This is a genomic window from Dactylosporangium sp. CA-152071, from assembly GCF_050936335.1.
GTDB lineage: Bacteria > Actinomycetota > Actinomycetes > Mycobacteriales > Micromonosporaceae > Dactylosporangium > Dactylosporangium maewongense.
The window spans coordinates 2,745,839-2,759,082 of the sequence record NZ_JBNJMZ010000001.1; the positions used below are offsets into that span (position 1 = coordinate 2,745,839).

Sequence of the window (13,244 nt, forward strand, 5' to 3'; positions counted from 1 at the left end):
ACCGTAAACCTTGCCACCAGCGTCAACGCCAGCCGCTTTCGCGTTGTCCACAGCTCTTGCCCGCCGCTTCCGGTCCGGCGGAAGCTGCGGCACTGTCGGGCCTCATGGGGGACACTCAGCACGGCCTCATCGCCCGTTCACAGCTCACCGCCGCCGGCGTGACCAGATCGCAGCTGCGTTGGCGCCTGCACACCGGCCGCTGGCAGCGGGTGCTGCCGAACGTGTTCGCGGTGTTCAGCGGCGAGCTCGACCACCGGCAGCGGTGCATCGCCGCCCTGCTGCACGGTGGCCCGGATGCCCTGCTCACCGGGGCCGCCGCGCTCACCGCGCACGGATTCCGCAACGTGCCGAGGGACCCGATGCTGCAGGTGCTCGTGCCACCCACCCGCAACACACCGTCGGTGGGGTTCGTCCTGGTCCAGCACACCCACCGGCCGGACCCGTTCACGCGTCGCATCGGCCCGTTGCGGGTGACGTCACCGGAGCGCTCGGTCGCCGAGGCGGCCCGCCGGTGCGGCGACCCCCGGCAGGTGCGGGCGATGGTTGCCGAGGCGGTGCAGGACGGGCGGTGCACGGTCGAGGACCTGGTCCGCGAGCTGGCTGCCGCACCGCGCGCCGGGACCGCGCTGCTGCGCCGGGCGGTCGACGAGATGGTCGCCGGGATCAGGTCGGTCGCCGAGGGCGACGCGCGGGCGCACCTGGCCAGATCCCGGGTGCTGCCCCGATCGCTGTGGAACCCCCGGCTCACGACGCCCGGCGGCGGCGAGCTGCCCACTCCGGACGGCTGGATCGCCGAGGCCGACCTGGCCGTGGAGGTCGACTCCCGCGAGTACCACCTGTCCCCGCAGGACTGGGAGCGGACCATGCGCCGGCACCGGCGGCTGACCGAGGCGGGCGCCCTGGTGCTGCACTTCTCGCCGCGGCAGATCCGGGAGTCGCCGGCGGCATTCGTGCGGTCGGTCGAGCGTGCCTACCTGACCCGTCTCGCCGCCGGCCACCAGCCCCGCATCCGCACCCACCCACCCCTCCCGCACCGTCCATGATCATGTAGCGGATCCGGTCGCCATCACGACCGGATCCGCTACATGATCATGAAGGGACCCGAAGGCTCAGCCGGCCAGGTGGCCCCAGCGGGGTTCCAGGTCGTGCCAGGTGCCCTGGGCGGCGGCGGTGCCGTCGAGGAGGACGACGACGCGGTCGGCCTGGGTGAGGGCGGCGCGCTTGGAGGTGGAGCCGATCACGGTGACGCCGTGGGCGCGCAGAGCGCGCCAGAGGGCGAGCTCCGTCGTGACGTCGAGGGCGGAGGACACGTCGTCGGCGATGAGGAGCTCGGTGCGGGGGGCCAGGGCGCGGGCGAGGGCGAGGCGCTGGAGCTGGCCGCCGGACAGGCGGGTGCCCTTGTGGCCGATGAGCAGGCCCAGGCCGGCGCCGGCGGCGGCGAGGTCGTGGGTGAGCTGGGCGGTGGAGACGGCGTCGTCGGGGTCGACCTCGTGGCCGAGGCTGATGTTGTCGGCGACGGTGCCGGACAGCACGCGCGGGAGCTGGGCGACGTAGCCGATCTGGTTGGGGCGCAGGAACATCTCGGGTTCGGTGACGGGCTCACCGTTCCAGCGCAGGGCGCCGGTGTGGTGGACGATGCCGGCCAGGGCGCGCAGGAGCGAGGACTTGCCGGAGCCGACGGGGCCCACGACGAGGACGAGCTCGCCGCGGGAGACGGTGAGGTCGAGGTCGCGCACGGCGACGGTGCCGTCCTCGTGGACGGCGGTGAAGCCGTCGAGGTCGAGGCGGCGCAGCGGGCGGCGCGGCGGCGCGACCGGGGCGGGTGCGGTGCCCAGCGACAGGTCGACGCCGGGGACCTGCGCCGCATACTCCCCCTCGCCGGTCATCGCGACGGTGCGGCGGGTCCAGACGCGGGCGGAGGGCAGCTGCGAGACCAGCGACGCGGTCGTCCACGCGAACCAGCGGGCCGAGCCCAGCGTGGACACGGCGACGAGGGTGGCGCCCGGCGTGAGGTGGCCGGTGAGCAGCAGCGCCCAGGCCCCGATCGGCAGCAGGCCGCTGGCGATGGCGGGGGTGGAGCGGGCCCAGACCTGCATCGAGATCTCCCAGCGCTGCCGGGCGCTGCGGACCTCGTCGAGCTTGGCGAGGTGGTCCAGGACGGGGCTGGTGGCGCCGGCGAGCTTCACCGTGCGGGCGGCGGACAGCGACGAGACGAGCGCGGTGGCGAACGCGGCGCGCGCCGCCACCGTGAAGGTCGCCGAGCGTTTCAGCACGGGGCCGAAGAGGGTGGCGGTGAGGCCCGAGACGACGATCGTGGCGGCCATGAACGCGGCCGGCACCAGGGAGCCCGAGACGAGGGTCATCGAGACCAGGACGAAGGCGCAGATCCACTGGTCGATGAGGTTGTCGGCGAGCACGACGACGCGTTCGGTGTCGCCGCCCTGCGCGACGACCTCGGCGGGCGTGTGGCTGCTGACCCGGCGCGGGCCGGTCTGGCCGTGCACGAGCCGCAGGCTGATGCGCAGCAGCTGCCTGACCCACCACTCGGGGAACCACTTGCCGGTGTAGTACGGCAGCGGCAACGGCAGCAGGAGGCCGGCGACGATCCCGACGGCGGGCCACAGCAGGTCGCCGGTGCCGTCGACGAGGTCGGCCCACAGCCACGGCAGCACCGAGCCGTCGAGGCCGAGGAACACCATGAGGGAGAACATGGCGACGGAGACCAGGCCGAACCGGGCGTCGTTGGTGGCGAGCTTGTAGATGTTCCACAGCGTGCGGGCGCGCGGCAGCTTCGGCAGCGGCGGCGGGTCCGTTTTGTCCGTGACGGCGGAGACCAGCGAACCTTCCAACGGCGGCGGCGCATCGAGCACCGCGACCGACGAGGAAGACGCGGGCACGGTGACACGGACCTCAGAAGAAGCCAGCAGCGAGGCGAACCGGGTCGAGGACGACATGGGGCCGGCCTCCACGACGGCGCCGTCGGCGAGGACCACGACCTCGTCGCAGCGGCGTACGGAGGACAGCCGGTGCGCGACGATGATGCCGATGCGCCCGACGAGCAGCCGGTCGGTGGCCCGCTGGACCTGCGCCTCGGTGACCGGGTCGAGCCGCGCGGTGGCCTCGTCGAGGATGACGACCTGCGGGTCGCGCACGACGATGCGGGCGAACGCGACGAGCTGCTCCTGCCCGGCGGACAGCGCGTGGCCGCCCTCGCCGAGCTTCGTGTCGATCCCGTCCGGCAGCTCGGCGACCCACGACGTGAGACCGAGCTCCTCCAGCGCGGAGGCGGCCCGGGGAAGCAGCGCGGGGTCGAAGAGGGCGATGTTCTCCGCGAGGGTGCCGGCGAGGATCTCGGTGCGCTGCGGCACGACGGCGATCCAGCGGCGCAGCGCCTCGATGTCGAGGTCGAGCAGGTCGGTGCCGCCGAGGAAGACGGTGCCGCGGGGCAGGTCGACGGCGCGGGTCAGCACCTTCGCCAGGGTCGACTTGCCCGATCCGGTCCGGCCGATGAGGGCGTACGAACGCCCCCGCGCGAACGTGAGGCTGACGTCGCGCAGCGCGGCCCGCGCCGTGGTGTCCGCCCCGTACCGGAAGGTCAGGTCCCGCACGACGAGGTCGCCGGGCGCGGGCGCGGCACCCCCGAGCGGCTCCTGCCGCGAGTCGCGCAGCAGGAGCACCCGGCCCCAGGCGCCCAGCGCGTACTGCAGCTCCGGCACCATCCGGCTGGTGTGCTCGACGGTCGCGCCGAAGCCGAGGGCGAGCAGCCACACGGCGGTGAGGCGAGCGCCGTCGATGTGGCCGGAGGTCATTGCCCACAGCCCGGCGACGACGATGACCGCGATGCCGGCCCGGACGGTCCCGGCGGCGACGGCCGTGACCGCGCCGGAGCGGGTCCAGACCTGGCGGCCGCGCTCGAGCACGACGCTGGCGCGCCGGGCGTACAGGCGCAGGACATAGGGACGGGCGAGGCTGGTGCGCACGTCGTCCTGGCCGTGGATGGACTCCTCCATCAAGGCGGCGAGGTCGGACCAGGCCTCCTCCTCGCCCATGCGGGCGGTGCCGATCTTCGACGTCGGCTTGCGCAGCACGGCGGTGAGGCCGGCGACGAGCACGATCATGCCGACGCCGGCGGGCCACCAGACGTACATGGTGGTGCCGATCGACAGCACGCCGAACGCGATCGACTGGGCGATCCGCACGCCGCTGCCGCGCAGCTCGGAGCCGACCTGGTAGACGTCGCCGTCGATGCGGTCGAGCAGCTCGCCGACCGGCGTGGTCTCCAGGGTCGGCAGGTCCTGGCCGAACGCGACCCGGCACAGCCTCCGGCGCACGTCGGCGGACCAGTCGGCGGTGACCCTGGCCATGATGAGCCCGACGAGGAGGTCGGTGGCCACGGCGGCGAAGAGCGCCACCGCGAGGACCACGAACATGGTCCATGATCGATGGATCAGGACCGATCCGGCGACGCCGGCGGCGAGGGCCTGACCGGCGGCGCCGAGGACGACCAGGAACACCACGAAACCGGTGCGGCGCGGCGACGTGGCCCAGAGGTCACGGAGCAGGCGCATGGTGGATCCCCCCGGATCGTGTTGGCGGCCTCTCAGCCTGCGCCGCGACGCGGGGCATTTTCAAACCATTTACAGGAGATCAACCGCCGTCTCGATCGACAGGGCGTGACCTCTGGCGACCGCCGCGGCACGCTCCGCGACCGGCAGGGCGGCCTCGGCGTCCGTCGTGAGCGTGGCGACGTGTGGGCGGGTGCGGTCGGGGCCGCCGCGGGTCTTCCGTGCCGCCGTGAGCAGCGTCACGGCCGTGGCCGGGTCCCCGCCGAGCAGCAGGACCTCCGCCGCGTCCTCGAGCACGGCTCCGGCGACGGGCCCGTCGAACGCGTCGCGGGCGTGTTCAAGAGCCACCGCGGCCATGGTACGGGCGGCCGCCGTCGCACCTTCCCGGGCGCGCACCACCGCCAGTCCACCGTGGACGGCCGCGAGCAGCTGCGGCGAGGCACGGTCGGCGCCGAGCACCTCGGCCGCGCGGTCGAACCGCTGCCGGGCGTCGGCGAGCCGGCCGGCCCGCAGCGCCCGGTCGGCGTGCACGTACTCGACGTAGGCGATCCCGTCGGGCAGCCCGACCTTGAGCGCCGTGTGCCGCGCCCGGTCCAGCATCGCCTCCGCCTCGTCCGCGCGGCCGAGCAGCTCGTACAGCTGGGCGAGCCGCACCTCGGCGGGCGGCCGGTCCTCGGTGGCGCCGAGCACGTCGAACAGGCGCAGCCCCTCCTCGATGTGCCCGGCGGCGGTCGCATAGTCGCCGCGCCGGGCGTGGATCTCGCCGAGGGACTGCAGCGACGCCGCCATCCCCCACCGCTCCCCGATCGCCCGGAACCCGGCGAGCGCGCGGTCGAAGCGCTCGACCGCGGCGTCGTACGGGATGCCGACGTTCATCTCGGCGTGGCACAGCAGCAGCTGCCCGAGGCTCGACAGCCACGGGTCGGGGTCGTCGAGGAGCGCGCCGATGCGGTCGAGGGTGGCCTCGCTCGACCCCTGACGGAACAGCGTCGCGACGGCCTGGAACAGCCGGAACATCGGGTGGTCGCCCTGATGGGCGAACGCCTCGTCGAACCACTCGTTCACCTGCGAGGCCTCGCCGACGCCGTCGAACCCGTTGACGGCGGCGACCCCGCACGCCATCGCGCGTGCCCCGGGGTCGCACGGCCCGTCGAGCGCGAGGGCGGCGACGGCCAGGGCGCCGCCCTCGACCCGGTGCCCGCGCATCCACCAGTACCAGCTGAGGACCAGCACGAACCGGACGGCGAGGTCGGCGTCCCCGTCGGCGATCGCGCGGCGCAGCGCGCCGTGCAGGTTGTCGTGCTCGGCGGACAGCACGGCGAGGGACTCCAGCTGCCCGGCGGTGCGCAGCGTCGGCTCGAGCCGGTCGGCGAGCGCCAGGAACCAGATCGCGTGCCGGTGCCGCAGCCGCGCGGTCTCGCCCTGCTCGTCGAGGCGCTGCAGGCCGTAGGCGCGGATGGTCTCCAGCATCCCGTACCGCCCGCCGGTCTCCACCAGCAGCGACTTGTCGACCAGCGCGGCGACCAGCTCGACCGGGTCGCCGAGCGCGCCGTCCGGGTCGCAGACGGCCGCGGCCGCCTCCAGGGTCGCCCCGCCGGGGAAGACGGCGAGCCGGCGCAGCATCGCCCGCTCGGGCTCGGTGAGCAGGTCCCAGCTCCAGTCGACGGCGGCCCGCAGCGTCTGGTGGCGCGGCAGCGCGGTGCGGCTCCCCCGGGTCAGCAGCCGGAACCGGTCGTCGAGCCGGTCCGCGACCTGCGCCGCGGTCATCGACCGGCAGCGCGCCGCCGCCAGCTCGATCGCCAGGGGCATCCCGTCCAGGGCCCGGCAGATCCGGAGGGCGGATCCGTCCAGCCGGAAGCCCGGCCGTACCGCGGCCGCCCGGTCCGACAGCAGCCGCACCGCCGCCGAGTCCAGCGCGTCCGCGGGCAGCGGCCCGACCGGCAGCAGCACCTCCCCGGTGATGCCGAGCGGCTCCCTGCTGGTGGCGAGCACGCGCAGGTCCGGGCAGTCGCCGAGGAGCCGGTCCGCGAGCGCCGCGGCGGCCTCGACGACGTGCTCACAGTTGTCGAGGATGAGGAGGATCCGCCGGTACGACAGAGCCTCCGCGATCCTTGGCAATGCCACCGTCGCCCGCCGGACGGGCCCGGCCGCCGCCGACGGGTCCCGCATGCCCAGCCCGGTCCACACCGCCTGCACGACGTCCGCGGGGTCCGTGACGTTGGCCAGCTCGACGATCCACACCCCGTCCCGCGGCGCGGCGGCCCGCCCTGCCTCGGTCGCCAGCCGCGTCTTGCCCGCTCCCCCGGGCCCGACCAACGTCACCAGCCGCGCCGTGGCGAGCGTGCCCCGCAGCGCCCGCAGCTCCTCCGCCCGCCCGACGAAGCTGGTCAGCGGCGCCCGCAGGTTCCCCACCCCGTTCGCCGCGGACTCCTCCGGCGCGGCCTCCCCCGGCATCTGCGGCGGCTCCGCCGCGTGGTGGCCGGGTGGGGCGCTGCGGAGGATCGTCAGGTAGGTGGAGGTCAGCGCCGGGGACGGGTCGGCGCCCAGCTCCTCGGCGAGGGTCTCGCGGCAGCGGGTGTAGGCGCGCAGCGCGTCGGCGGTGCGGCCCTCGGCGTGCAGGGCGCGCATCAGCAGGTCGACGAGGCGCTCCCGGAGCGGGTGGGCGGCGACGGCGGCCTCCAGGTCGGCCACGACGCGGCGGCCGAGGGACAGCTCGGCGGCGGTCCGGTCCTCCGTCGCGGCCAGGCGCAGCTCGTCGAGCGTGGCCCGCCGGGCGAGCACGAGCGGCGCCTCCCCCGCGTCCTCGAGCGCCGGGCCCCGCCACAGCGCCTCCGCGTCGCGGAACACGCGCACCGCGGCGGCCGGGTCCTCGGCCAGCAGCGTCCTGGCGCGCTCGACCAGGTCGGCGAACAGGAGGTGGTCGACCTCGCGGGGGTCGACATCGAGCTGGTAGCCGGAAGGGCGGGCGAGCAGCATCCCGTCAGGCAGGATCCGGCGCAGCCGGGACACGAGGGACTGCAGGGCGTTGGTGGCGTCGCCCGGCGGGGTGCCGCCCCAGATGCCGTCGGCGAGGCGGGCGCCGGTGACCGGCCGCCCGGCGTCCAGCGCGAGCAGCGTGACCAGCACCCGCAGCCGCGCACCGCCGATCTCGACGGGCGCGCCGGACGTGGCCCGCACCTCGAGCGGCCCCAGCACCCCGATCCGCACGTCCCCGATTGTGCCCCGCCGCGCGCAGAACGAGGGTTTCCACCCGGCGCCGCGCGTTGTACGGTGCCGGGAGAGCGCTCTCTCAGCTTCACCGCATCGACCGTGGCCAATCACACGGTCCGCGTCCACCCGCCCGGACGTCCCGGCACCGCCCGCCGACCCGCCATCGGCCGCATCGTCGCGCCCATCGGCAGGACTCCGCCGCTCGTGGACACCCCCGCCTGAGGAGATTCCGCATGAACGACCCGCACGAAGTGCACACACCACCGCACGCGTCCGCCCCGAAGCGCCGCTTCCGCGGGTGGGTCGCCGCCGGCACCGCCGCCGCCACAGTCGCCGCCACAGTCGCCCTGGTGGCGATCACCGCCGTCGCGAACGCCGCGACCACCGCCGGCACGGTGCAGGCCGCGGCGGCCGCCGTGCCCGCGCCACCGGCAGGCTTCACGCTGACCTGGAGCGACGACTTCGGCGCCGCCGCCGGCACCGGCGTCAACACCGCCAACTGGAAGTACGACACCGGGCCGGGCAGCAGCTTCGGCACCGGCGAGATCGAGACGATGACCAGCAGCACCGCCAACGTGTTCCACGACGGCAACGGTCACCTGGCGCTGCGGGCGCTGCACTCGGGGACCGACCCGCAGGCCGGCTGGACGTCGGGCCGGATCGAGACGCAGGCCGCGACGTTCGGCGCCGAGCCCGGCGGCGTCGTGCGGATGGAGTCCTCGCTCCAGCAGCCGGACGTGACGACCGCGAACGGCGCCGGGTACTGGCCCGCGTTCTGGATGCTCGGCTCCACGCTGCGGACCGGGACCAGCTGGCCGACCAGCGGCGAGATCGACATCATGGAGGACATCAACGGGCGCAGCTCGACGTTCGGCACGCTGCACTGCGGGGTCAACCCGGGCGGGCCGTGCAACGAGTCGACCGGGCTCGGCAGCGGCGAGCGGCCGTGCGCCGGCTGCCAGACCGGCTACCACACGTACGCGGTGGAGATCGACCGGTCGAAGTCGCCGGAGGAGATCCGCTGGTACCTGGACGGCGCGCTGTACTTCACCCTGCCGGCGACCCGGGTCGACGCCACCACCTGGGCCAACGCGGTGCACCACCCGTTCTTCATCATCTACGACCTGGCGATCGGCGGCGGCTTCCCCGACGCGTTCGGCGGCGGGCCCAACGCCGCCACGGTCTCCGGCGGGCAGCTGAACATCGACTGGGTCGCCGTGTACAACAAGGGCCCCGGCAGCCAGCCGACCGGCAACGTCGCGCTGGGCAAGCCGACCACGGCGTCGTCGAACGAGGGCGGGGCGGGCTGCCCGGCCTGCGCCACCGACGGCAACCTGAACACCCGCTGGTCGAGCGCGTTCAGCGACCCGCAGTGGCTTCAGGTGGACCTGGGCCAGACGTACAACATCACCAACGTCACCCTCAACTGGGAGGCGGCGTACGGCAAGGCGTACAGGATCCAGACCTCCAACGACCAGCTGACGTGGGTCGACATCGCCGCGACCACGACGGGCGACGGCGGCACCGACGTCTGGAACGTGAACGGCTCCGGCCGGTACGTGCGCATGTACGGCACACAGCGCGGCACCGCGTACGGCTACTCGCTGTGGGAGATGTCGGTCAACGGCACGCCGGGCAGCAACACCGGCGGGACCCTGGTCTCGCAGGGCAGGCCGACGACCGCCTCGTCGACGGAGAACGCCGGCACCGCCGCGGCGAACGCCACCGACGGCAGCGGCAGCACCCGCTGGTCGAGCGCGTTCAGCGATCCGCAGTGGCTGCAGGTCGACCTCGGCGCCGTCATGAACGTCAACAAGGTCGTGCTGAACTGGGAGGCCGCCTACGCGAAGGCGTTCCAGGTGCAGACGTCCACCGACGGCACCACCTGGACGACGATCTACTCCACGACGACGGGCACTGGCGGCGTGCAGACGCTCAACGCGAGCGGGTCGGGCCGCTATGTCCGCGTCCTCGGCACCCAGCGCGCGACGACCTACGGCTACTCGTTGTTCGAGTTCCAGGTGTACGCCATGACCTGCTGCACCCCGTAACAACACCCCGCGCGTGCCGGCCGGCCGGTCACCGGGATCCGGCCGGCCGCACGTCGCGGACGGCGCGGTATCACGGGATGTGCCCGACCCGTGGCACGGCAACCGGATCGAACCGGTCCGCGACCGTGCCCGCCACCTGCCCGCAACGACCGGCCGTGACGCTTGCCCCTCACGCACAACGGCGGGCACGGAGGTCGGGCATGGCACGGAAGTTGTGGGCGGTGGCCACGGCGCTGACGGTCGGGCTGACCCTCGCCCCGACCGCGGCGTCCGCCGCCACGAACAAGCCCGCCGCGACGAAACCGGCCACCGCGAAACCGGCCGCGACGAAACCGGCCGCCGCAACGCCGGTCACGAAGAGCACGACCGACTCGAAGGCGAAGACCATGGCCGGCTCCCGGGCGATGTGGTTGTGGTCGCAGGCCGATCCGGCGGCCGTCGTGCCGTGGGCCACCGGCCAGCGCATCACGGAGATCTTCGTGGCGGTGCCGTGGCAGCCGACCGCCGCGCAGCTCGCCCGGCTGAAGGACCTGCGGACCCGCACGCGCGCCGCCGGCATCCGGCTCTCCGCCCTCGGCGGCGACCCGTCCTGGGCCCTCGACCCCGCGTCGGCCGTCGCCTGGCGCAAGCGAGCCACGGCGACCGGCCTCTTCGACGGGATCCACCTGGACGTCGAGCCGTACCTGCTGCCCGGCTGGACCACCGACCAGCCGCGGATCGCCGCCGGTTACCTGGCGATGCTCGACGCGGTCCGCACCGCCGGCCCGGAGCCGCTCGACGCGGACGTGCCCTTCTGGCTCGCGACCGTGCCCGCGGGCAAGGGCAACCTCGCCGACGCCGTCATCGCGAGGGTGCACGCGATCACGGTCATGTCGTACCGCGACAGCGCGACGGGCGTCGTCGGCGTCGGCGCGGACCTGCTCGCCCGCGGGCAGAGCGCCGGCCGCCCGGTGCGCCTCGCCGCGGAGACCCAGCCCCTGGCCGACTGCGCCTACTGCACGTTCGCCTCGGGCACCCGGTCCGCCCTGTCCACCGCACTGTCCACAGTGGACACAGAGGCGGCGCGGTACACCTCCTTCAACGGCATCGCGATCCATGACTACGACAGCTGGTCGAGCATGGCCGCATGAGCCTTGACACGTGTCGCCCTCCGCCGCCAAGGTCGGTGCAACGCATCGCCGTCGATCTGCGGAAGGGCTACGGATGGCCAGCAGCGAGCACAGGTACGTCATCGTCGGGGCGGGACCCGCCGGAGTTCAACTGAGCTACTACCTGCAGCAGCACGGTGCCGACTACCTGACACTCGAGAGCGGGGACGCACCGGGCGGGTTCTTCACGAAGTTCCCCCGGCACCGGCGGCTCATCTCGCTGAACAAGGTGCACACCGACAGCACCGACCCGGAGATCCGGCTGCGGTGGGACTGGAACTCCCTGCTCAACGACGACCCGGAGCTGCTGTTCCCGAAGTTCAGCGAGGAGTACCTGCCGGCGGCCGACGACCTGGTCGGCTACCTCGCGGAGTTCCAGCGGGTGCACCGACTCAACATCCGGTTCGGCACGACGGTCGAGCGGATCACCAAGACGGATGACGGCTTCACGGTGCGCACGGCGCAGGGCGACGTGCGCGCGGCGTGCGTGATCGTCGCGGCCGGCTGGGGAGCGCCGTTCGTGCCCGCCATCAAGGGCATCGAGCACGCCGTCGGGTACGAGGACATGGACATCGACCCGAAGGCATACGACAACCAGCGGGTGCTGATCATCGGCAAGGGCAACTCGGCGTTCGAGACCGCGTCGGCGATCCTCGGGCGCGCGTCGATGGTGCACCTCGCCAGCCGGCAGCCGCTGCGGCTCGCGTGGAACACCAAGCACCCCGGGGACGTCCGCGGGCAGTACGGCGCGATCCTCGACAGCTACCAGTTCAAGACGCTGCACTCGGTGCTGGACTGCACGATCGACGAGATCCGTCCCGTCGACGGGCGCTTCCAGGTGTCGATCACGTACACGCACGCCGAGGGCGAGACCGCCGTCCTCGACTACCACACGGTGCTGCGCTGCACCGGCTTCCAGATGGACACCGGCATCTTCGACGAGACCACGAGCCCGCAGTTGATCCGCGACGGGCGGATGCCCGGGCTGCGCCCCGACTGGCAGTCCAGCAACGTCAACGGCCTGTACTTCGCCGGCACCATCGCGCAGGCGCGGGACGTGAAGCACGCGTCGTCGCCGTTCATCGACGGCTTCCGGTACAACCTGCGGACCTTCACCCGGATCCTGCGGGAGCGCTACGAGGGCGTGCCGCTGCCCCGCGCGGCGACGCCGGCCGACCCCGGGTCGCTGGCGGAGCTGATGCTCGACCGGGTCAACTGGAGCTCGGCGCTGTGGACCCAGTTCGAGTACCTGTGCGACGCCTTCGTCCGCGACGAGGACACCGGCGACTTCCACCACTACGAGGACCTGCCCGAGGACTACGCCGTGGACCGGTTCGCGGACGCCCGGCACTGGTACACGCTCGCGCTGCGCTGGGGGCGGGACGACTACGGCGACGTCTTCGCCATAGAGCGCCACCCCACCCCCGACCGGGCCAGGGAGAGCGCCTTCATCCACCCGGTGATCCGCCGGTACCGCGGCACGGAGCTGGTCGCCGAGCAGCACCTGCTGGAGGACCTCCTCGCGGAGTGGCGGCGCCCCGACCGGCACGTCGAGCCGCTCGTGGACTTCCTGGCCAAGGACTTCACCAGCGAACCATGACCTCCTCGAGGGGTTTGCGGGTCAGGTCCGGGACGCGGGCGTCCGGCGCGGGGTAGCCGACGGGCATCACCACGTACGGGCGCTCCTCCGGCGGACGCTCGCACACCTCGTTGAGGAACCGCATCGGGCTGGGCGTGTGCGTCAGGGTGACCAGGCCGGCGTGGTGCAGCGCGGTGATCAGCAGGCCGACCGCGATGCCGACGGACTCCTTGACGTAGTACGGCTTCGGGCTGTGCGGTCCCCGGTGCACCTCGAACACGACGATGACGGCGGGTGCGGTCTCCAGGAACGGCTTGTGCCAGTCGGTGCCGAGCGCGGAGAGCGCACCCAGCCACTCCTGTGGGGCGCGCCGCTCGTAGAACTCGCGCTCCTCCGCCTCCGCCGCCTCACGCAGCCGGCGCTTGCGGGCCGGGTCGGTCAGCACGACGAACCGCCACGGCTGCACGTTCGCGCCGCTGGGCGCGGTCGAGGCGGCGCGGATCGCGGCCTCGATCACCCCGTCCGGCACCGGGTCGGCGGCGAAGTCCCGCACGGAACGGCGCTGCGCCATCCGCTCCGCGAACACCTCCGCCGCGCGGACCATGTCCGCCGGCGGCCTGCGGTCGTGCCGGATCGGGACGGTGGCGAGCAGCTCTGCGTCGGACACCTTGTGGCCTCCCTGCGAGGGTCG

7 protein-coding genes are annotated in these 13,244 nt (G+C 73.7%); 4 read left to right on the forward strand and 3 right to left on the reverse strand.

From position 1 onward, the window contains the following. The first annotated feature begins 104 nt into the window (after positions 1–104). Complete coding sequence (locus ACQEVZ_RS12200) at positions 105–1,043, forward strand: hypothetical protein (protein WP_433365446.1); 939 nt, start codon at positions 105–107, stop codon at positions 1,041–1,043. 66 nt (positions 1,044–1,109) lie between these two features. Here ACQEVZ_RS12200 and ACQEVZ_RS12205 read toward each other — a convergent pair whose 3' ends face one another. Then, on the reverse strand, positions 1,110–4,568 hold the full coding sequence (locus ACQEVZ_RS12205; RefSeq protein WP_433365449.1) for an ATP-binding cassette domain-containing protein: 3,459 nt from the start codon (positions 4,566–4,568) through the stop codon (positions 1,110–1,112). Positions 4,569–4,637: 69 nt separating this feature from the next. Beyond that, the gene (locus ACQEVZ_RS12210) at positions 4,638–7,772 is read right to left on the reverse strand and encodes a BTAD domain-containing putative transcriptional regulator (protein WP_433365452.1); all 3,135 of its coding nucleotides are present in this window, start codon (positions 7,770–7,772) and stop codon (positions 4,638–4,640) included. A gap of 236 nt (positions 7,773–8,008) precedes the next feature. On the opposite strand from ACQEVZ_RS12210, the gene ACQEVZ_RS12215 reads away from it, so the two are divergent. From ACQEVZ_RS12215 to ACQEVZ_RS12225, 3 genes are all read left to right on the forward strand, one after another. Next, a complete protein-coding gene (locus ACQEVZ_RS12215) occupies positions 8,009–9,826 on the forward strand; it encodes a discoidin domain-containing protein (protein ID WP_433365455.1) in 1,818 nt (605 codons plus the stop codon). A 200-nt stretch (positions 9,827–10,026) separates the two neighbouring features. Next, on the forward strand, positions 10,027–10,956 hold the full coding sequence (locus ACQEVZ_RS12220) for a hypothetical protein (protein WP_433365458.1): 930 nt from the start codon (positions 10,027–10,029) through the stop codon (positions 10,954–10,956). 73 nt (positions 10,957–11,029) lie between these two features. Further along, complete coding sequence (locus tag ACQEVZ_RS12225) at positions 11,030–12,574, forward strand: NAD(P)-binding domain-containing protein (protein ID WP_433365461.1); 1,545 nt, start codon at positions 11,030–11,032, stop codon at positions 12,572–12,574. On the opposite strand, the gene ACQEVZ_RS12230 is transcribed toward ACQEVZ_RS12225, so the two are convergent. Then, positions 12,558–13,157, reverse strand: coding sequence for a nitroreductase family protein (locus tag ACQEVZ_RS12230; protein WP_344504443.1), 600 nt, complete (start codon positions 13,155–13,157; stop codon positions 12,558–12,560). The genes ACQEVZ_RS12225 and ACQEVZ_RS12230 overlap by 17 nt on opposite strands. Positions 13,158–13,244 lie beyond the last annotated feature (87 nt).

Bases quoted from the DNA above. Each gene is read 5' to 3' on its own strand.
- ACQEVZ_RS12205 (WP_433365449.1), bottom strand. From the start codon at position 4,568: ATGCGCCTGCTCCGTGACCTCTGGGCCACGTCGCCGCGCCGCACCGGT.
- ACQEVZ_RS12200 (WP_433365446.1), top strand. From the start codon at position 105: ATGGGGGACACTCAGCACGGCCTCATCGCCCGTTCACAGCTCACCGCC.
- ACQEVZ_RS12215 (WP_433365455.1), top strand. From the start codon at position 8,009: ATGAACGACCCGCACGAAGTGCACACACCACCGCACGCGTCCGCCCCG.
- ACQEVZ_RS12230 (WP_344504443.1), bottom strand. From the start codon at position 13,157: ATGGTCCGCGCGGCGGAGGTGTTCGCGGAGCGGATGGCGCAGCGCCGT.
- ACQEVZ_RS12220 (WP_433365458.1), top strand. From the start codon at position 10,027: ATGGCACGGAAGTTGTGGGCGGTGGCCACGGCGCTGACGGTCGGGCTG.
- ACQEVZ_RS12225 (WP_433365461.1), top strand. From the start codon at position 11,030: ATGGCCAGCAGCGAGCACAGGTACGTCATCGTCGGGGCGGGACCCGCC.